The 20,339-nt window shown below is 37.7% G+C and carries 20 protein-coding genes; 13 read left to right on the forward strand and 7 right to left on the reverse strand.

Features of this window, described 5'->3' with window-relative positions; translation table 11 throughout:
* Nucleotides 1-10 precede the first annotated feature (10 nt).
* Nucleotides 11-625 carry a LysM peptidoglycan-binding domain-containing protein gene (locus tag HMPREF2542_RS08505; protein WP_003038249.1) on the forward strand — a complete coding sequence of 205 codons (615 nt, stop codon included), beginning with the start codon at nt 11-13 and terminating at the stop codon, nt 623-625.
* A gap of 84 nt (nt 626-709) precedes the next feature.
* Here HMPREF2542_RS08505 and HMPREF2542_RS08510 read toward each other — a convergent pair whose 3' ends face one another.
* The 3 genes from HMPREF2542_RS08510 to sdaAB all read right to left on the reverse strand — a co-directional run bounded on the left by HMPREF2542_RS08510 (nt 710) and on the right by sdaAB (nt 3,159).
* Nucleotides 710-1,366: an HAD hydrolase-like protein gene (locus HMPREF2542_RS08510; protein ID WP_049481255.1), complete on the reverse strand. Its 657-nt coding sequence runs from the start codon at nt 1,364-1,366 to the stop codon at nt 710-712.
* Between the two features lie 240 nt (nt 1,367-1,606).
* Nucleotides 1,607-2,479 carry an L-serine ammonia-lyase, iron-sulfur-dependent, subunit alpha gene (sdaAA, locus tag HMPREF2542_RS08515; RefSeq protein WP_058669993.1) on the reverse strand — a complete coding sequence of 291 codons (873 nt, stop codon included), beginning with the start codon at nt 2,477-2,479 and terminating at the stop codon, nt 1,607-1,609.
* A gap of 8 nt (nt 2,480-2,487) precedes the next feature.
* Nucleotides 2,488-3,159 (reverse strand): L-serine ammonia-lyase, iron-sulfur-dependent subunit beta, encoded by a 672-nt coding sequence (gene sdaAB / locus HMPREF2542_RS08520; protein ID WP_003071619.1) that lies wholly within the window; start codon nt 3,157-3,159, stop codon nt 2,488-2,490.
* A gap of 258 nt (nt 3,160-3,417) precedes the next feature.
* On the opposite strand from sdaAB, the gene HMPREF2542_RS08525 reads away from it, so the two are divergent.
* From HMPREF2542_RS08525 to rpsD, 9 genes are all read left to right on the forward strand, one after another.
* Nucleotides 3,418-3,939 (forward strand): aggregation-promoting factor, encoded by a 522-nt coding sequence (locus HMPREF2542_RS08525; protein WP_049476395.1) that lies wholly within the window; start codon nt 3,418-3,420, stop codon nt 3,937-3,939.
* A gap of 309 nt (nt 3,940-4,248) precedes the next feature.
* A complete protein-coding gene (mnmA, locus tag HMPREF2542_RS08530) occupies nt 4,249-5,370 on the forward strand; it encodes a tRNA 2-thiouridine(34) synthase MnmA (protein WP_058669992.1) in 1,122 nt (373 codons plus the stop codon).
* Nucleotides 5,371-5,505: 135 nt separating this feature from the next.
* Complete coding sequence (mnmG, locus tag HMPREF2542_RS08535; RefSeq protein WP_058669991.1) at nt 5,506-7,422, forward strand: tRNA uridine-5-carboxymethylaminomethyl(34) synthesis enzyme MnmG; 1,917 nt, start codon at nt 5,506-5,508, stop codon at nt 7,420-7,422.
* A gap of 241 nt (nt 7,423-7,663) precedes the next feature.
* The gene (locus tag HMPREF2542_RS08540) at nt 7,664-9,640 is read left to right on the forward strand and encodes a DHH family phosphoesterase (protein ID WP_058669990.1); all 1,977 of its coding nucleotides are present in this window, start codon (nt 7,664-7,666) and stop codon (nt 9,638-9,640) included.
* Nucleotides 9,637-10,089, forward strand: coding sequence for a 50S ribosomal protein L9 (rplI, locus tag HMPREF2542_RS08545; RefSeq protein WP_037598290.1), 453 nt, complete (start codon nt 9,637-9,639; stop codon nt 10,087-10,089). Before HMPREF2542_RS08540 ends, rplI begins: the two co-directional genes overlap by 4 nt.
* Nucleotides 10,090-10,122: 33 nt before the next feature.
* Nucleotides 10,123-11,475, forward strand: a complete 1,353-nt coding sequence (gene dnaB / locus HMPREF2542_RS08550) for a replicative DNA helicase (protein ID WP_003071605.1) — start codon at nt 10,123-10,125, stop codon at nt 11,473-11,475.
* Nucleotides 11,476-11,478: 3 nt separating this feature from the next.
* Nucleotides 11,479-11,751, forward strand: a complete 273-nt coding sequence (locus tag HMPREF2542_RS08555; RefSeq protein WP_003071603.1) for a Veg family protein — start codon at nt 11,479-11,481, stop codon at nt 11,749-11,751.
* A 38-nt stretch (nt 11,752-11,789) separates the two neighbouring features.
* A complete protein-coding gene (locus HMPREF2542_RS08560; RefSeq protein WP_070484708.1) occupies nt 11,790-12,422 on the forward strand; it encodes an HAD family hydrolase in 633 nt (210 codons plus the stop codon).
* Between the two features lie 205 nt (nt 12,423-12,627).
* Complete coding sequence (gene rpsD / locus HMPREF2542_RS08565) at nt 12,628-13,239, forward strand: 30S ribosomal protein S4 (protein ID WP_070484710.1); 612 nt, start codon at nt 12,628-12,630, stop codon at nt 13,237-13,239.
* Between the two features lie 267 nt (nt 13,240-13,506).
* Here the strand turns inward: rpsD and HMPREF2542_RS08570 are convergent, their stop codons facing one another.
* Nucleotides 13,507-14,040 (reverse strand): TetR/AcrR family transcriptional regulator, encoded by a 534-nt coding sequence (locus HMPREF2542_RS08570; RefSeq protein WP_049476401.1) that lies wholly within the window; start codon nt 14,038-14,040, stop codon nt 13,507-13,509.
* Between the two features lie 174 nt (nt 14,041-14,214).
* Between HMPREF2542_RS08570 and HMPREF2542_RS08575 the strand changes: the two genes are divergently transcribed.
* Nucleotides 14,215-16,887 (forward strand): YhgE/Pip domain-containing protein, encoded by a 2,673-nt coding sequence (locus HMPREF2542_RS08575; RefSeq protein ID WP_070484713.1) that lies wholly within the window; start codon nt 14,215-14,217, stop codon nt 16,885-16,887.
* Nucleotides 16,888-16,925: 38 nt separating this feature from the next.
* On the opposite strand, the gene HMPREF2542_RS08580 is transcribed toward HMPREF2542_RS08575, so the two are convergent.
* Both HMPREF2542_RS08580 and HMPREF2542_RS08585 read right to left on the reverse strand, forming a co-directional pair.
* The gene (locus HMPREF2542_RS08580; RefSeq protein WP_058669987.1) at nt 16,926-17,699 is read right to left on the reverse strand and encodes a Cof-type HAD-IIB family hydrolase; all 774 of its coding nucleotides are present in this window, start codon (nt 17,697-17,699) and stop codon (nt 16,926-16,928) included.
* Complete coding sequence (locus HMPREF2542_RS08585) at nt 17,700-18,602, reverse strand: helix-turn-helix domain-containing protein (RefSeq protein ID WP_058669986.1); 903 nt, start codon at nt 18,600-18,602, stop codon at nt 17,700-17,702.
* 306 nt (nt 18,603-18,908) lie between these two features.
* Between HMPREF2542_RS08585 and HMPREF2542_RS08590 the strand changes: the two genes are divergently transcribed.
* Nucleotides 18,909-19,244 (forward strand): hypothetical protein, encoded by a 336-nt coding sequence (locus tag HMPREF2542_RS08590; protein WP_003071588.1) that lies wholly within the window; start codon nt 18,909-18,911, stop codon nt 19,242-19,244.
* Between the two features lie 241 nt (nt 19,245-19,485).
* A complete protein-coding gene (locus tag HMPREF2542_RS08600; protein ID WP_006270343.1) occupies nt 19,486-20,004 on the forward strand; it encodes a thioredoxin family protein in 519 nt (172 codons plus the stop codon).
* Between the two features lie 118 nt (nt 20,005-20,122).
* On the opposite strand, the gene HMPREF2542_RS10010 is transcribed toward HMPREF2542_RS08600, so the two are convergent.
* The coding region (locus HMPREF2542_RS10010) for a hypothetical protein (RefSeq protein WP_222562135.1) at nt 20,123-20,339 on the reverse strand (217 nt) is incomplete at its 5' end.

Consider the following 20,339-nt stretch of genomic DNA (forward strand, 5'->3'; position numbering starts at 1 on the left):
TGATATATACATGAAATCAATGAAATTAACGTTATCAGGACTTCTTACTGCAGTTGCTTTTTTTGCAACAGGAACTATTGCAAGTGCTGAATCTTATACTGTTAAATCAGGCGATACTTTATCAGAAATTGCTAAAGAAAAAAATACATCAGTTGAAAAGTTAGTTGAGCTCAATAAAATTAAAAATCCGGACTTGATTAAAGTTGGACAAATTTTAGAGCTTGATGAAGAGAATCTTTCAGCAGGTTCGACAGAGGCTGCAACAGAAGAAGCTGTAACTTATGAAGATGTGACGTATAATGCACCTGCTGCTTCAACTACTTATTCGCAACCAGCTACAGCAAATCATTCTTCAAATGTTGTTCTTTCTAATGGTAATACAGCAGGAGCGACAGGTGCTTATGCAGCTGCTCGTATGGCAGAATTAACAGGTGTTCCAGCGTCAACTTGGGAACAGATTATTGCTCGTGAGTCAAACGGACAAGTTAATGCTTATAACCCATCAGGAGCTAGTGGCCTTTTTCAAACAATGCCAGGTTGGGGTTCAACAGCTACAGTAGATGATCAAATTCAGGCTGCTTATCGTGCATATAGTGCACAAGGGTTATCAGCTTGGAATTACTAAGTGGAATAACAAGAACGGATTAATTAAAAGATGAATAAATCAAGTAAAGATTTATTCATCTTTTTTGTATATCGTAAATATAGTTTACAACTTATGTAAAGTATTGTTTATCAACGCTGTTAAAAGATTTTGTGGTGAATTTGAGATAAAATCTGCTCCATTGTTAATTAATTCATCTCGATATCCAAATCCCCACAAAACTCCTAGAGTGTTCATTCCAACGGATTTTCCACCTATCATATCAAATTTGGTATCTCCGATGATAACAGATTGGTTAAGATTGGCATGAGAATAGTTTAAAGCGCGTGTTAAAACATCGGCTTTATGGTAAGAATTCGGAAGTGAGCCAAAGATGCCATTGAAATGCTTATCAATTTTTAGGTATTGTGCCATTTTATTAGCCATCACTTCATTTTTACTAGTGGTGATATAGATATGATAATCTGAATTTTCTAATTCTAATAAAAGTTCCTTTACACCATGGTAAAGCTGAGTTTCAAACACACCTTTATTTTTATAATATTCTCTAAATAAAGCAATAGCATGATTGATATCAGCTTCTGGAACAACAGAAGCAAAGCTTACTTCTAAAGGTGGTCCAATGAAGGCATCTAACTCTTTGCTATCAGGGGTTTTGATATTTAACGAGGTGAATGCATAGTGGAAAGCATTTTTGATTCCTGCTGAACTATCAACAAGTGTTCCATCTAAATCGAAAAAAATATACTTAAAATTTTGCATAGTCTGTATTTTTATAAGGGAGACAGTCTGGAAGACTGTTGAGGTCGCGAATGAAGAAAAAGAAGGTTTTGTTAAAAGTACTCTTCTCAACTTGAAAAGTGAACAGTGATAAGATTTGTCTTGCAAATCTTATCAGCTTCAAAGCGCTACTTTGAGCAACAGTTATTGCAGCGTTGGTGTCTTATACAGTGTACTTTGAAGCTGGAGGTTGTTATCCCAGCTTTTTTGTATAAAAAGAGATCAATCTCCAAAAATTTCTTTAGACAGTTTACGACCAGTAGGTGTAGTTGCTAAACCACCTTCAGCAGTTTCGCGAAAAGCAGTTGGCATGCTAACCCCGACCTGATACATAGCATCAATCACTTCATCAACGGGAATTTTAGATTCAATTCCTGCTAAAGCCATGTCGGCTGCAATGAAAGCATAACTAGCTCCCATAGCGTTTCGCTTGACACAGGGAACCTCTACCAAACCTGCAACGGGATCACAGATTAATCCAAGCATATTTTTAATGACAAAACAAATTGCTTGACTGGCTTGAAATGGTGTGCCCCCAGCTGCTAGAACAAGTGCTGCTGCACTCATGGCTGCTGCTGACCCGACTTCAGCTTGACAGCCTCCTTCGGCTCCTGAAATGGATGCATTATTAGCGATAACTAGACCAAAAGCTCCAGCAGTTAATAGAAAGTCTAGTTGTTGTTTTTCAGTAAGTTCTAATTTTTCAATAGCTGATGTAAGAACGGCAGGTAAACAACCAGCACTTCCAGCTGTTGGTGTTGCACAAACTAGCCCCATTTTAGCATTATATTCATTGACAGCAATAGCATTTTTTGCTGCCGTTAAGACAGTGTAATCTGAAAGTGCTTTTCCTGATTGAATATATTTGTGGAGTTTGGCTGCATCACCACCTGTTAAACCACTCCGAGATTTACTTTCATCTAATCCCATAACGACAGAAGCTTTCATAACTTCTAGATTTCTAGTCATCAAGCGTAAGACTTCATCTCGTTCACGCCCTGTCAGTTCGTATTCAGTAGCAATCATAAGTTCGGCAACGCTGCCTTGAAAGTCTAAATCAGCTTGTTCTACTAATTCTTTGATTGAATAAAACATAAGTTCTCCTATTTGAAGAAATTGACATTGTGGAGATGAGGAATTTTGCGAATTTCTTCTATTGCTTCCTCGCAACTGCGATTGTCAACTTCTATAATCATAATTGCTTTTTCACCAGCTTTTTCTCTTGTGACATTCATTTGTGCAATATTGATGTTGTAACGAGAAAGTGCTTCAGTAACATGAGCAATCATTCCAGGTATATCTTGATGAACGATAATGATGGTCGGAGTGTTCATACTGAGCGAAACAGAGAAACCATTTAATTCAGTCACTTGGATATTTCCACCACCAATAGAAATACCAGTAACGCTAATCGTTTTCCGATCATTTTTAACGGTTATTTTAGTTGTATTTGGATGTGGAGCATTGCTATCTTTTTGAATCGTCCAGACAATTTTAATACCTCTTTTATGAGCAATCTCAAGGCTGTTTGGAATTTCAGGATCATCTGTGTCCATCCCAAGAATCCCAGCCACCAGAGCTAGGTCTGTACCATGTCCCCGATAAGTTTTTGCAAAAGAATTAAATAGTTGAAATTCAACTTCTGTTGGCTCGTCATCAAAAATTGATGAAACAATTTTTCCAATACGAACAGCACCTGCTGTATGACTGCTAGACGGACCAATCATAACAGGTCCAATAATATCAAAAACAGATTGAAATTTTAGTGAGTTCATCGTAACTCCTTATAAGTTCATTGTCTTCATTATATCAAAGTTCAGTATATTTTTCTGCCTTTTTAATTGATAAAATGGATGTGACCCAACTTCTAGACTTGCTTCAATGTAACTTTTCTTATAGTAACCTTAAAGCAAAGAAATATAGGGTGGATTTTAGTCTTTCTTCAATTTGTTTGTAATATTTTTAATGAAAGGAAAAACCAAGAGTAATAATTAAGGTATATGATAGTTCTATCATAGAAAAGGAGAATTTAAATGATGTTGAATTTAAATAGCACAAATAAAAAAACAAAAGTAGGTTTAATGAGTTTAGCAGCAACAGCGCTGTTCTTTCTTCCTACATTTGCAAATGCAGATAGCTATACAGTAAAATCTGGAGATACTCTTTCAGCTATCGCTGCATCACATAATACAACAGTTGATCACATTGCTCAGAAAAATAAGATTAGCAATATTCATCTGATTAGTGTTGGGCAAGTATTAGAGTTAGATGATACCACTACAACTACTACGGCATCAAGCAATTCTACAACTACTACATCTGGTCTGAGTGCTGAAGATGCAGCAGCAAAAGAATGGATTGCACAAAAAGAATCAAGTGGTAGTTACACAGCACAAAATGGACAATATTATGGTCGTTACCAATTGAGTTTGTCTTACTTAAATGGTGACTTATCAGCAGAAAATCAAGAAAAAGTAGCAGACGCTTATGTAGCAGGTCGTTATGGTTCTTGGTCAGCTGCTAAGGCTTTCTGGCTAGCAAATGGTTGGTATTGATGAATACGAGAAATAATTGAGGTTGGGACAAAATGTTCCAGCCTGTTTTTTACGATAGAAGTTGCAAAGTCATTCACTAGATTCCAAGAAACTCTTTTGATGGAGTATCCATTGTTCAATCACTGTCTCAATAGTTGTTATCTACCACATTTTTAGTTTACAGCGGTGTAAAGGTAGAACTATTTGGCTGTTGAAATTTGTTCTTAAACTTATTTCATGTTATAATAAACCTTGCTCTAAGCGACCTTCAATCGTTGAAAGCACAGCACGACCTTCAATCGTGAAATAACGAAAAGATGGGAGAATACAATGAGTGATAACTCTAAAATTCGTGTCGTTGTTGGTATGAGCGGAGGTGTTGATTCATCAGTAACTGCTTTGCTCTTGAAAGAGCAAGGTTATGATGTGATTGGCATCTTCATGAAAAACTGGGACGATACAAATGAATTTGGTGTCTGCACAGCCACAGAAGACTACAAGGATGTAGCAGCTGTTGCAGATCAGATTGGTATTCCTTACTACTCTGTCAACTTTGAAAAGGAGTACTGGGATCGCGTTTTTGAATATTTCTTGGCAGAATACCAAGCTGGTAGGACTCCAAATCCAGATGTCATGTGTAACAAGGAAATCAAGTTTAAAGCCTTCCTTGACTATGCTTTGACACTGGGAGCAGATTATGTTGCAACTGGTCATTATGCTCAGGTGAAGAGAGATGAAGATGGCCTAGTCCACATGCTGAGAGGTAAGGACAATAATAAGGATCAGACTTACTTCCTAAGTCAACTGTCTCAGGAACAACTTCAGAAGACCATGTTTCCTCTGGGGCATCTAGAAAAGCCAGAAGTTCGAGCAATTGCTGAAAAAGCAGGTTTAGCCACTGCTAAGAAAAAAGACTCAACTGGTATTTGCTTCATTGGCGAAAAGAATTTTAAAGAATTTCTAAGCCAATACTTACCTGCCCAACCTGGTCGCATGATGACCTTTGAAGGTCGAGATATGGGCCAGCATGCAGGCTTAATGTATTATACTATTGGCCAGCGAGGTGGTCTTGGAATTGGTGGTCAGCATGGTGGTGATAATGAACCTTGGTTCGTTGTTGGAAAAGATCTCAGTCAAAATATTCTTTATGTTGGTCAGGGCTTTTATCATGACAACTTAATGTCAACTAACCTTGACGCTAGTCAGGTTCATTTCACAAAAGAAATGCCAGAAGAATTTACTATGGAATGTACTGCTAAGTTTCGTTATCGTCAGCCAGATTCTAAGGTGACAGTTGCTGTAAAGGGTGACAAGGCAACTGTCAACTTTGCAGAACCTCAACGTGCTATTACACCTGGACAAGCTGTTGTTTTTTATGATGGAGAAGAATGTTTGGGTGGTGGTTTGATTGATAATGCCTATAAAAATGGTAAGCTTCAACAGTATATTTAGATTGACATATTTTAGCAATCTGCTAAAATAGATGTAGCAATAACTATGATGGTCAAAGCTCATGGATGTTGCAGGCTTTTTGTCCTGCACTTCTAGAGGTTTGACTTTTTTGGTGAAAAAATAAGGAAAGAAAAGATGACATACAATTTTACTGAAAGTTATGATATTGTCGTAATTGGAGCAGGGCATGCAGGTGTTGAGGCTTCACTAGCAGCCAGCCGGATGGGCTGTAAAGTTTTACTTGCGACAATCAATATTGAAATGTTAGCCTTTATGCCTTGTAATCCTTCTATTGGAGGTTCTGCTAAGGGAATTGTTGTACGGGAAGTGGATGCTCTAGGCGGAGAGATGGCTAAGAATATAGATAAAACTTATATTCAGATGAAGATGCTTAATACTGGGAAAGGACCTGCTGTTCGTGCTCTTCGTGCGCAAGCAGATAAAGAACTCTATTCCAGAGAAATGCGTAAGACGGTTCAACACCAAGAAAATCTGACTTTGCGTCAAACTGTTATAGATGAGATTCTAGTTGAGAATGGGAAAGTTATTGGTGTGAAAACAGCTACGCATCAAGAGTTTGCTGCAAAGGCAGTTGTTGTAACGACCGGTACAGCCCTGCGTGGAGAAATTATTATTGGGGATTTGAAGTATTCTTCTGGTCCTAATCATAGTTTAGCTGCAATTAACTTAGCAGATAATTTACGTGACTTAGGGTTTGAAATTGGACGTTTTAAAACAGGAACGCCACCACGTGTAAAGGCGGTGTCAATTGATTATGATAAAACAGAAATTCAGCCAGGAGATAAGAAGGCAAACCATTTCTCTTACACTTCTAGAGATGAAGATTATATTAAGGATCAGATTCCTTGTTGGTTGACTTATACTAATGCAGAGAGTCATGAAATTATTCAAAACAATCTTTATCGTGCACCAATGTTTTCAGGAATGGTGAAGGGTGTTGGTCCACGTTACTGCCCGTCAATTGAGGACAAAATTGTTCGTTTTGCAGATAAAGAACGCCACCAACTTTTCTTGGAACCGGAAGGACGAGGTACAGAAGAAGTTTATATTCAGGGGCTTTCAACGAGTTTGCCAGAAGATGTTCAAAAAGACTTAGTGCATTCTATTAAGGGACTTGAAAATGCTGAATTGATGCGAACTGGCTATGCGATTGAATATGATATGATTATGCCACATCAGCTTCGTGCTACTCTAGAAACTAAGAAAATCTCAGGTTTGTTTACAGCTGGGCAAACGAATGGGACGTCTGGTTATGAAGAAGCAGCGGGACAAGGCATTGTTGCAGGAATCAATGCAGCTCTAAAAGTTCAAGGAAAACCGGAACTGATTTTGAAACGCAGTGATGGTTATATTGGGGTCATGATTGATGACTTGGTCACTAAGGGAACGGTAGAGCCATATCGTCTTTTGACTAGTCGAGCCGAATATCGTCTCATTTTACGTCATGACAATGCGGATATGCGATTGACTGAAACTGGACGTAAAGTAGGATTGGTTGATGATGAGCGCTGGCTGCGTTTTGAAATTAAGAAACATCAATATGAAACTGAAATGAAGCGTTTGAATTCTATTAAATTAAAGCCAATTAAAGAAACGAATGAAATGGTTGAAAAATTAGGCTTTAAACCATTGACAGATGCAGTTACAGCGAAAGAATTTTTGCGTCGTCCAGAAGTTTCATATCAAGATGTTGTCAATTTTATCGGCTCAGCAGCGGAAGATTTAGATGAAAAAATTATTGAATTGATTGAGACCGAAGTCAAATACGAGGGTTATATCTCTAAAGCGCTGGATCAAGTTGAGAAGATGAAGCGCATGGAAGAAAAACGTATTCCGGCAACTATAGATTGGGATGATATTGATTCCATTGCGACAGAAGCTCGTCAGAAGTTTAAGAAAATTAATCCAGAAACTATTGGGCAAGCGAGCCGGATTTCTGGTGTCAATCCTGCAGATATTTCTATTTTGATGGTTTATTTGGAAGGTAAATCACGAAGTATTTCGAAAAACCAGGAAAAAACAAAAAAATAATGATGAAGATACTTGTTCATACTATTGAACAAGTATCTTTTTCGTGAAAAATGTTTGACAAGTTTGTAAACTATTGAGTTAGTAAAGTTGAGAAAACAGTGACAGAACTTGTTTTTCCTTGTAAAGTAGATCAAGTAGTAATAGAAAGATTGATGTCTAACAATATATTTGGCTTGCTTTATACAGGGAAAGCTCGCTTTTTTAGAGCTTTTATGGTAAAATGGCGGTTAAGAGGTTTATGATGGAAAAATTTCGTTTTACTCCAATCCATTTTGTAATCATGGGTGTTATTTCCTTTGGAATTTTAGCTATTTTATTAAGAGTTCTTGGTAGCGGCATTTTGATGTTAGTTGTGCTTTTTTTGGTGCTGGCTATTTTGATTTTTCTATTGATTTTCCAACAAAAAAGTTATGAACTTAATGAAGTAGAACAAATCCAGTATGTAAACAATCAAGCAGAAAACAGTTTGGCGTCATTACTTGAAAGGATGCCAGTTGGTGTTGTGAAAGTAGACCAAGCATCTGGAAATGTTGAATGGTTTAATCCCTATGCAGAGTTGGTTCTCACCAATGAAGATGGTGAGTTTGATATGGATTTACTGCAAAAAATCACTAAAATACCATTTGAAAATACAGGATCGTATGCAACGATTGGTGATACCAAATATTCAGTGTATCTGGATCAGGCTTCAAGTGTATTTTACTTTTTTGATGCGTCTAGCGAATATGAAGCAACTACAGAACTTGTGACGACAAGACCAGTTATCGGCATTGTTTCAGTTGATAATTATGATGATCTGGAGGATGTTGTGTCAGATTCAGATATTAGTCATATTAATAGTTTCATCGCAAAGTTTGTTGCTGAATTTGCCGAAAAATACGCCATGTTTTCTCGTCGTGTGGGGATGGATCGTTTTTATATTTTTACAGATTACACAGTTTTGGATCAGTTAATGCAAGATAAGTTCACAGTGATTGATCAGTTTAGGGAAGAGGCGAAAAAGCGGGAAATTCCTCTTACTTTGAGTATGGGATTTTCGTATGGAGATAGCAATCATGAACAGATTGGTAAAGTAGCTCTGTTAAACTTGAACCTTGCTGAAGTTCGTGGTGGTGATCAGGCTGTTGTAAAAGAAAATGATGAGTCAAAGAATCCAGTTTATTTTGGTGGTGGGTCAGCTGCATCTGTGAAACGGACGCGTACTCGCACGCGCGCTATGATGACTGCTATTTCAGATAAGATTAAAAGTGTGGACCAAGTTTTTGTGGTTGGGCATAGAAATTTGGATATGGATGCACTGGGCTCTGCTGTTGGAATGCAAGTATTTGCTAGCAATATTATTGATCAGACCTATGCTGTCTATGATCCTCATCAAATGGCTGCTGATATTGAGCGAGCAGTTCATAGATTGCAAGATGAAGGAGAGACCAATCTTCTTTCGGTCGCTGATGCGATGACAATGGTAACGAATCGCTCTTTACTAATCATGGTGGATCATTCAAAAACAGCTCTGACCTTATCAAAGGAATTTTATGATTTATTTCATCAAATTATCGTCATTGACCACCATAGAAGAGACCAGGATTTTCCAGAAAATGCCATTATTAGCTACATTGAAAGTGGAGCAAGCAGTGCTTGTGAATTAGTGACAGAATTGATTCAATTCCAAAATTCTAAGCATCGACGTTTGAGTAAAATGCAAGCTAGTGTATTGATGGCTGGAATTATGCTGGATACGAAGAAATTTTCTTCGCGTGTCACTAGTCGAACATTTGATGTAGCAAGTTATTTGCGCACGCGTGGAAGTGACAGTGTAGCCATTCAGGATATTTCTGCCACAGACTTTGATGAGTACCGTGAGGTGAATGAGCTAATTTTAAATGGTAAGAAAATCTTGCCAAATGTACTTGTAGCCACTGGAGCAGAAGAAAAATGCTATGATACAGTTGTTATTAGTAAAGCTGCAGATGCTATGCTAGCTATGTCGGGAATTGAAGCGAGTTTTGTTGTCAGCAAAAATAAACAAAATAGTATATCGATATCTGCTCGTAGTCGTAGTAAAATCAATGTACAGCGGATTATGGAAGAGCTTGGCGGAGGCGGTCATTTTAATTTGGCAGCAGCGCAAATTTCTGACCAGACAATCGCACAAATCATCCAACGGTTGAATAAAATTATTGTTCATGAAGTACTAAAAGATAAGGAGTTAAAGAAATGAAAGTAATTTTTTTAGCAGATGTTAAAGGAAAAGGAAAAAAAGGCGAGATTAAAGAGGTGCCAACTGGTTATGCACAGAACTTTTTGATTAAAAAAAATCTTGCAAAGGAAGCAACTGCTGCAGCTATTGGTGAACTTCGTGGTAAACAAAAATCAGAAGAAAAAGCGCATGCAGAAATGTTAGCTGAAGCACAAGCCATTAAGGAAAAGCTGGAAGAAGAAAATACAATTGTTGAATTTACTGAAAAAGTAGGACCAGATGGACGTACTTTTGGTTCTATTACCAATAAAAAAATTGCTGAAGAATTGCAAAAGCAATTTGGAATTAGGATTGATAAACGATTGATTCAAGTCAAGAATCCTATTCGTTCTGTTGGCTTGATTGATGTGCCAGTGAAAATTTATCAAGATGTGACTAGCGTTATCAATTTACGTGTAAAAGAAGGTTAATAAAGAAGATTATTTTTTGAGAGAGGAGGTCTTATGGCAGATATTGATGAATTGCGAGTACAGCCGCAAGACATTTTGGCAGAACAATCTGTTTTAGGTGCGATTTTTATTGATGAGAGTAAGCTAGTTTTTGTTCGTGAATATATCGAGCCAAACGACTTCTTTAAATATGCTAATCGCTTAATTTTTAAAGCGATGATTGATTTGGCAGATCGAGGTGATGCCATTGATGCAACGACTGTTCGTAATATTTTAGACAGTCAGGGTGATTTGCAAAACATTGGTGGTTTGTCTTACTTGGTTGAAGTTGTAAATTCAGTGCCGACTTCTGCCAATGCTGAGTATTATGCTAAAATTGTAGCAGAGAAGGCTGTTTTGCGGCGGTTAATTTCACGTTTGACAGACTCTATCAACCTAGCTTATGATGGTGCTAGTCCTGCAGATGAAATCATTGCTGGAGCGGAAAAAGCGTTAATTGATGTTAGTGAAAATGCTAGTCGAAGTGGTTTTAAAAATATCAAAGAGATTTTGAATCTTAATTTCGGTAGTTTGGAAACACGCTCCCAACAAACTTCTGATATTACAGGGATTGCGACAGGTTATCAAGATTTAGATCATATGACGACTGGTCTCCATGAAGAAGAGCTCATCATTGTGGCAGCTCGTCCTGCGGTTGGTAAGACTGCTTTTGCCCTCAATATTGCACAAAATATTGGAACCAAGCTAGATAAAACAGTTGCTATTTTTTCTCTAGAAATGGGTGCCGAGAGCTTAGTAGACCGGATGTTGGCGGCTGAGGGTTTGATTGAATCGCATTCAATCCGAACGGGACAATTGACAGATGAAGAATGGAGCAAGTATGCGATTGCACAAGGAAATTTAGCAGAAGCTAGCATTTACATTGACGATACACCAGGAATTCGGATTACAGAGATTCGTTCACGTGCTCGAAAATTAGCGCAAGAAACAGGAAATCTTGGCTTGATTTTAATTGATTACTTGCAATTAATTACAGGGACTGGTCGAGAAAATCGTCAACAGGAAGTTTCTGAAATTTCTCGTCAATTAAAGATTTTAGCAAAAGAGTTGAAAGTGCCTGTTATTGCGCTGAGCCAGCTTTCGCGTAGTGTGGAGCAACGTCAGGATAAGAGACCAGTTTTGTCAGATATTCGTGAGTCTGGTTCAATTGAGCAGGATGCAGATATTGTAGCTTTTCTTTACCGCGATGACTATTATGAACGGGGCGGTGAAGAAACTGAAGGGATTCCAAACAACAAAGTCGAAGTGATTATCGAAAAGAACCGTAGCGGTGCACGTGGTACGGTGGAATTGATTTTTCAAAAAGAATACAATAAGTTTTCAAGTATTTCTAAGAGAGAGGAATAGATAATGAGTGATGCATTTACAGATGTTGCAAAAATGAGAAAAATTAAAGAAGAAATCAAGGCTCATGAAGGAAAAATGGTAGAAATGACTCTTGAAAACGGTCGTAAACGTCAAAAAAATAAGCAAGGTCGTTTAATCGAAGTCTATCCTTCTTTGTTTATCGTTGAATATACCAACAATAGTAGTAATCCAGGTGAGATTGAAAATACTTACGTCGAATCCTATACTTATTCGGATATTTTAACAGAGAAAAACTTGATTCGGTATTTAGATTAAGATAAATTTATTTTAATGTAATGCGGCTGGAGTAAGAAATGATTAAAAATCTAATTTTTGATTTTGGCAATGTTTTAATTGAATGGAACCCTGCTAAGATTTTAGCTGCTCTCGTAGAAGATGAAGAAGATTGTAAGCGTGTCAAAACTGCTGTTTTTGACTCAGGAATTTGGGCTCAGACGGATATTGGAGAATTAAGCTTGAAACAAGCCATTCGGAAAGCTCAAAAATTGCTAGACGGTTCGTATGCTCCTACTGTTGAAGCTGTTTTTACTCGTTGGTATGAGGTAATAGATAGCTATTATCAGCTACAAGAGAAAATTTTTGAATGGGTTCAGATGGGGTATAGTATTTATATTTTATCTACTACCAGTGAGATCTTTTATATAGTTGAAAATGCCGGTTTATTACCAATGACAAAAGTATTGACGGGGAAAATCCTTTCTTACGAAGTAGGATGTGCAAAACCAGATAAAAGTATCTATCAAAAATTACTGACCCAGTATACATTGCAAGCTAGTCAATGTGTATTTATAGATGATCTACAGGTTAATCTAGATACTGCTAAAAGTCTGGGGTTTGAAACTATTTTAGCAACATCTGAACAGCAAAATATAATTGCAATAGAGGAATTATTGAAAAAGAAAGGTTGCTTCCATAGAAAGAAATAATCTGACAAAATCCGTCTTTACAGATAGGATTTTTTTTGATATAATAGCATTCGTGTGAAATAGCAGCAGGAGAGCATGAAGCTCGTCAACAGAACATTAGCTATAAAAAGTAACCTTGGCTGTTTAGGCGAAAATGTTCTGCACGAATCAGGGCTTTCTAAGTGACTATTTCCTCAAATTATTATTTTTACAGGAGGACATATTTATGTCACGTTATACAGGACCTTCTTGGAAACAAGCTCGTCGTTTGGGTCTTTCTCTTACTGGTACAGGTAAAGAATTGGCACGTCGTAACTACGTACCAGGTCAACATGGACCAAACAACCGTAGCAAATTGTCAGAATATGGTTTGCAATTGGCTGAAAAACAAAAACTTCGTTTTACTTACGGCGTAGGTGAAAAGCAATTCCGTAATTTGTTCGTACAAGCAACTAAAATCAAAGGTGGAATCCTTGGTTTCAACTTCATGCTTCTTTTGGAACGTCGCTTGGATAATGTTGTTTACCGTCTTGGTCTTGCAACTACTCGTCGTCAAGCTCGTCAATTCGTAAACCACGGTCATATCCTTGTTGATGGAAAACGCGTTGATATCCCATCATACCGCGTAACTCCAGGTCAAGTGATTTCAGTTCGTGAAAAATCATTAAAAGTACCTGCAATTCTTGAAGCGGTTGAAGCAACTCTTGGACGTCCAGCATTCGTATCATTTGATGCTGAAAAATTAGAAGGTTCATTAACTCGCTTGCCAGAGCGCGATGAAATCAACCCAGAAATCAACGAAGCGCTTGTCGTTGAATACTACAACAAACAACTTTAATCTAAGACTTATCCGAAGTTGGGAAGACTCCCAGCTTCTTTTTTATGACTCATTGAAAATATCAAAAAAGAGAAAACAAATGTACTGACCCCAAAAAAGTTAGATTTTTTCTGTCTAACTTTTGGGGTGCAGTTCAAATTCGTTTTCTCTTTTCTAGTTTTAAAAGTGATGAGCATTTTTGTCTTGAAGTTTTTCTCATTTTAACACTAAATGGCTTTATTCGTTAATATTTGAATAATCTTGGTAGTAGCAAAATAGAATTACCTTCTAATCCAACATTTTTAAAAGAAAATCTGCCATTTGTTCAGGGCTTTCTTTTTTTCCTCTAGCAATCCACATTTGACAAACTCCAAAAAAGGCGTTTGTCAGGTAAACATGGCTGTATTCTTTCTCCACTTGACTTAGTAGTTTACTACTAAAGCGCTCTTGTAGGTCTTCAGCCAGCATGATTTGGAATTTATGACGTAAAAATGTTTGGATTTCTTTTGTTCCGTTTTCTGTCAATAAAGCAGAAAGGAGGGATTCGCGTGTAAGGAAATCAAAAACTTCTATAATCGCGCTATGCTTGTCTTGAGCATACTTCTCAAAAATGTATTCTAACTTATGGAAAAGTTTCTGTTGATAATGCTCAATCATATCATATTTATCTTTATAGTGTGTATAAAAACTGCTGCGACTGATACCGGCCGTTTTTGTCAACTTGACAGTGCTAATCTGATCGAATGATTCGTGTTTAAGCAGATCGACCATTGCATTTTCAATAATCATTTTCGTTTTTTGGCGCTTGTTACTTTCTGCCATATTAGTTTTCCTCTTTTGAACAAATTTATACAACATGTCTAAAATTGAATTTTTTCTCTTGTGAAAAATTTCAGAAACTGTATAATCTATTATATCAAATATTTAGACAATGTGTATAAAAATATTTCAAAAATTAAAATTTTTATACAGAGTGTCTAAGATAGAGGAGAAAAAATGTTCAACGAATGGAAAGCAATTTTTAAAAAACCACTCTTCATTATTGTCATGATTGGTGTTTCCTTGATTCCGGCTCTTTATAATGTTATTTTTTTGAGCTCAATGTGGAATCCTTATGGAAAAGTATCGGAATTACCAGTAGCAGTGGTGAATAAGGATCAACATGCAAGATTTAACAGTAACACGTTGTCTGTTGGGGATGATATGGTGAAAAGCCTTAAAAAGAATGATGCTTTAGATTTTCATTTTGTATCTGAAGTAAAGGCAAAGAAAGGTTTGGAGAAGGGTGATTATTATATGATTATCACGCTTCCGAGTGATTTATCCCAAAAGGCAGCTAGTATTCTGGATAATAAACCACAAAAAATGCAGATTGATTATCAAACGTCTAGTGGACATAGCTTTATTGCTAGTAAGATGAGTGATTCGGCTATGACGCGACTTCAACAAACTGTCGCAAACAATGTGACCAATACGTATATGACTTCTCTTTTTAAGAGTATGAATAAATTGAGAAAAGGTATGACAACAGCTGCTTCTGGTAGTGGTCAACTCGCTTCTGGTGGTCAACAATTGAAAGATGGTAGCCAAACTTTGACAGATAATTTACAGACTTTATCTAGTTCTAGTATGACGTTTGCGGATGGTGCTAATACATTAACGACAGGTTTGGGAACGTATACTCTTGGTGTGCGTCAGTTGTCAGACGGGATTGGTACCTTGTCAACACGCCTTTCAGCTTATACATCAGGTGTCGGTCAATTAGCTTCTGGCTCAACAACATTATCAAAAGGGTTGACAGATTATACAAATGCTGTTGGTCAGTTGGCGGACGGTTCAGAACAATTTTCAGATGGCTTAAGCGACTATACTAATAGTGTGGCAAATCTTGCAGGTGGTGCCAATCAATTAAATGACCAATCAAAAAATTTATTGGCAGGGGTCAATCAATTGGCGGCTTCTAATGAGGAAATTCAAAAATTATCAAGCGGTGCGCATCAACTAGCTACGGGTCTGAACACTTTGATGGCGACTGTTAAACAATCTGGTATGACAGCTGAGCAAGTTCAAAAACTACAAGCTTTGCAAACAGGTTTAACTGCTGTTCAAACTGCTCTGTCAACAGGTTCAGACTTGTCAGCTGCTAAAGCGAGCATGACAACTGCTTTGAATGATATGGAAACAACTGCAAATATGCTTGTCAATAGTGTTGCGACAGATAAGGCTACGATTACAAATAACGTAGCTGCTACAGCTGCTTATCAAAAATTAAGTGCTAGTGAACAAGCAGAAATCAATACCGCTATTTCACAAGCTCCAAGCCAAACTTCTACAGCCGTGACAAAGATGTTGACAACGATTCAAGCGCTCAAGGCGCAAGTGGAAAATTTGCCAGATCAATCTTCTAACCAACAAAGCATCGCTGTCATCGAACAAGCCAAAGGTGCTCTTTCAAGTCTCCAAACGAGTGCACAACAATCTCAAGAAAGCATTCTTGCGGCATTACAACAATCGACTACGGGTGCTAGTCAAGTGGCAGCAGGAGTTGACCAATTGCAAACGAGCTTGGCAACGGGTGCTGGTCGATTGGTGAAAGGTGTGACAGACTATACAAATGGAGTGGCTCAAATTATGGCAGGAGCTAACACCTTATCTAGTCATAACGAGCAACTAACATCTAGCATGGCGAAAATTAGTTCAGGTTCTAAGGTTTTAGCTAGTAAAAACAGTCAATTGACATCTGGAATGGCAAAGGTTGCTTCTGGAGCCAATCAATTAGCTGGTAATAATGGTCAAATTGACGCAGGCTTGGCAAAATTGGCAGCAGGAGCCAATCAATTAGTTAGCAATTCTGCGGCACTAGTGTCAGGAGTAGGTAAGTTGTCTGATGGTGCTGGTAAAATAGCAGATGGTTCTACGAAGCTGGCGGATGGTAGTTCAATGATGACGTCTAATTTGGGAAGGCTTGTGTCGGGTGTGGACACCTTGACAGCAGGTTTGACAGATGCCAAAAATCAATTATCTATGGTGACAACCAATAAAGCCAATGCTAAAGCTCTCGCAAATCCATTGACAACGAAGAAAATAGATAAAGACCATGTTGGTAAAAATGGTATTGGTATGGCTCCATATATGATTTCTGTGGCACTTTTTGTAGCAGCGATTTCAACCAATATCATTTTTAACACGTTGCCTTCTGGTAAGAAACCTGAGACACGTATGGAATGGCTGAAAGCACGTATTCAGGTCAATGGCGTTATTTCTCTCTTGGCAGGTTTATTAGTGTATGGTGCAGTGCACATGATTGGCTTGACTGCCAATCATGAATGGGCGACGCTTGGAATCATTCTTTTAACGAGCATGTGCTTCATGGCGGTGGTGACGGCTCTGGTAACGTGGAACACTAAGCTTGGTGCTTTCACTTCTTTGATTTTGTTATTGTTGCAACTAGCCTCTAGTGCAGGGACTTACCCACTTCCGTTGACGGACAAGATTTTCCAAAATATCAATCCTTGGTTGCCAATGAGTTACTCTGTTTCGGCTTTGCGTCAAACAATTTCGATAACAGGGAAAGTCGGTGGACAAGTTGCCTTCATGACAGTTGTTCTGCTGCTCTTTGTCGGTCTTGGTTTCTTGGTCTACAATCCGAATAAAAAAGAATTAGTCTAATCTAAAAGCTCTTGTATCTCGAATACAGGAGCTTCTTTTTAAATTAAACCAAAGTGAGCAAGGGCGTGTGGAATGCCATTTTCATCATTAGAGCGCGTGATGAAAGTGGCTGCTTCTTTGACGGTTGCTTGGCTATTGCCCATTGCAATTGAATAATCCACTCTTTCAAACATTGATAGGTCATTGAGTCCGTCTCCGAATGCGTAAGTTGGTGCTTCATCTGCTAATAGGGTCAGTAGGTGCTGAATTCCAGAGCCTTTATTACAACCGTGCGGCGTGCTGTCTATCGAATAAGGGCTGTTACGGAAAAAGTGCAGTTCAGGGACTTCTGTCTGATACTGGGTGTCTTTTTCAGGCTCCTCACTAAAAATGAGCAACATCTGACAAGGCTGGTTTTGATAAATGGTCGGACCGACTTGGGGCAGGTCTTGATGAAAATAGCGGAAATTCCGCTGAACGGTCAGACTGAGCGCCGTCACACGCATTTCTCCTTGCGAATAAAAACCTAGGTCATGCTCATTTTCCTTTGCCAGTTGCAGGAGCTTGAGAATGCTGTTTTGTGCAATTCGTCCTTCAAACAGGAATTGCTTCTCATGGAGAATTTCCATTCCGTTTAGCAAAATGGCAGAATGAATCCCAGCGTCTTCCAGAACCGTTCCCATTTCTCCGCGGCCACGTCCGGTACAGACAATGGGAAGAAAGCCATTGGCTCGTAGTTGAGCAATGGCTCTTTTATTTTCTATCGGAACTTGTCCCTGACTATTTACTAAAGTACCATCAATATCAAAAAATACAAATCCGTTGTAAGTCATTTACTTCTCCGTTTCTATTGAAGTGGTTGAAATTCCATGTGAAATATGAGAGAAATAGGAAGCACGATATTGTTTGACTTCTTCTTTCAAGTTTTCGAGCAAGGTCGTTTCTTCTGTCAGCTCAAGCAACTGGAGCCCCTTCTGGATAAGGGCGTCGTCTCCTTGGCAAATACCCAGGCGAACCTGAGCAAAGCCTAGTTTGTCGTATCGTTTTGTTTGCTTGGCGAGCGGTAAGATCATCTCGGTGATACGCTGGCAATCGTCAAGGCGGTTATTGAGAAAATAAACGGTGGAAAGATTGAATAAAATAGAGGTTTGAGTTCCTTTGATGTTTTTATAATCATTATATTTTTCAAGATTGGTGAGAATTTTTTCGGTAATCTCCTGAATGGTTTCAATTGGAAAGAAGAAGAGAATAACACCTAACAGACGAAAGTCACTTTCGTACCAGACATCTCGCTTTTCTAAGGCTGTCCAAATTTGCTCTGCCAATTGTTTTGCTTTATCGCTAAAGTTATGCTCTCGTACTTCCATAATAATATTGATTGTGAAGAGAATATTTTGGATTGGCAAATCATGTTTGACTTTTTTAAGATGTTCTTCGCATAGATGAGCAATTTTTTTAAGTTCTGTATTATTAACAATAGATAAGTGGTTTGACATTTGATTGATAATCACTTGTCTTGTCCGCGGTTTATAGTAATCACAAATATATTCAAATTCCCCAAAGCTCATGTCAATCTGGTGGAGCAGAAATTCCATGGTTTCATAGCTGGGAACGGATTGGTTGCTTTCAAACTTGGAAAGATTGGAGCGCGAAATCCAATCCCCGCAAATCTCTTGCTGGGTGATTCCCTTTGCTTTTCGAATCGTCTTGTAAACTGTGCCAATATCCCAATGCATAGGCGACTCCTTGTGTTAAATATGAAATGTGAAAATAGTGGACATTTTGTGAATGCCTTTTCATAATATTATATCATAAGGATAAATAAAGACAAGGAGATGAAAATATATGAAAAAATTTAGATTTTTCTCAATACTATCTTTTATTACTGCAATAATTGGTACATTTCCATGGTGGCCACCATTTGGTATATAGTGCTACAATTTAAAGAAAGGGAGGAGTGAAACCAATGTACTATAAGTATTGATGTAATTAGTATTGTTTTTTAAAAAGTATTTGTCTTTATAAAGAAAAAGGTATATACTATGAAAAAATTATATAAAATTTTCCTTACGATTGCAGCAGCTTTTATGATCGGTGCAACAGTTATACCGTCCTCAACTTCTGTTATTTATGCGAATAGTATGAAATATGAAGAAGTAGTTCCTTTCCGGGATCGAGGTGTATGTGGAGATATGAACAAGAATAGCTATACTTACAAAAGATATTGTTTGAAAGATGGGAGTGCTTCGGCTACTCTTACACCAGCGCAAAGAGATTGTTTATGGGCTTTAGGGCTTGGTGTATTTAGCTTTTCAACCACATGGTATTCTCTGCTTATGGCGTATGGACCAGTAGTATATCAATGCTTAAAAGCATAGCGAAATAGACTTATTATTTCTGTGTTAAAAAAGGAGTGAAAATAATGAAGAAAAAATATTCTTTTGACAAATACTTTTATAAGAAATATCATTTCTATTTTTATACAATTGTATTGATACTGTACTTTTTATATTTCTCACATGATGATGTGATAGGTGATATTCTATTTTGGGGAGCATATATAATTCTGCTTTTAACGACAATAATAAAAAAAATCCCAAAAGATTAAGGAGAATTTTTATGAAATGTATTCGCATGAGTCTATACTTCATTATTATTTGCACAACTCTCTTTTTCCTCTCTGCATGCACCTCTTCATCACAAGCTTCTGAAAGCTCTACAGTTTCAAGTGTTTCTCAGGTTTCAACAAGTGAAAATGAGGTAGAACACGATTTAAAATTGACAAAATTATACAAAGAAATTGTAAAGAGCTTTCAAGAGACGAATGCAGAAAATGTTTTAAACAATAAATTAACAAAGGGAAATTTGCTCTATTTTGGTCGTGAGACGTGCCCGTTTTGTAGAGAATTTCTTCCGGTCTTGAAAGAAACATCAGACTTGTATCATACGCCTTTTAAAATTTATTACTTAAATACAGAAGATTCTCATAAGAATTCTCAAATAAAGAAAGCTATGGAAAAATATAATGTGACTGGTGTACCTACGCTGATTTATTTAAAAAAAGACAATGGTTTTGAAGTCTTGAATGAAGAGCAGACGACTTTACCAGAATGGTTTAATATAATAATGAAATATTGAACTTTTTCAAAAAACACTCCTCTTTTCCAGAAAATTTCCTATAATTTTCCATTCATGTTATACTAAATGAGATGATTTTTCTGGATTTCGTTGACTGATGAGGTGAAACGAGACAATTTCACTTCGTCCGCGCGGCTGACAAGGCAAACTGATTGTCGTTCACTCCGTCCGCTCGGCGGACGAGATAAACTTCTTTTGATTCATGCTGTCCGCCGGGCGGACGGAGTAAACCAAAAGTAAGGGAAACTTTCTGCCGGGCGGACGAAGCAAACAAAAAGTAGTTGAGGTCATCCGCCGCGCTGACGGAAAAAGGAGAAGTCATTGAAACGGTCGCT

The sequence above is a fragment of the Streptococcus sp. HMSC034B05 genome (assembly GCF_001809055.1).
Lineage (GTDB): Bacteria > Bacillota > Bacilli > Lactobacillales > Streptococcaceae > Streptococcus > Streptococcus constellatus.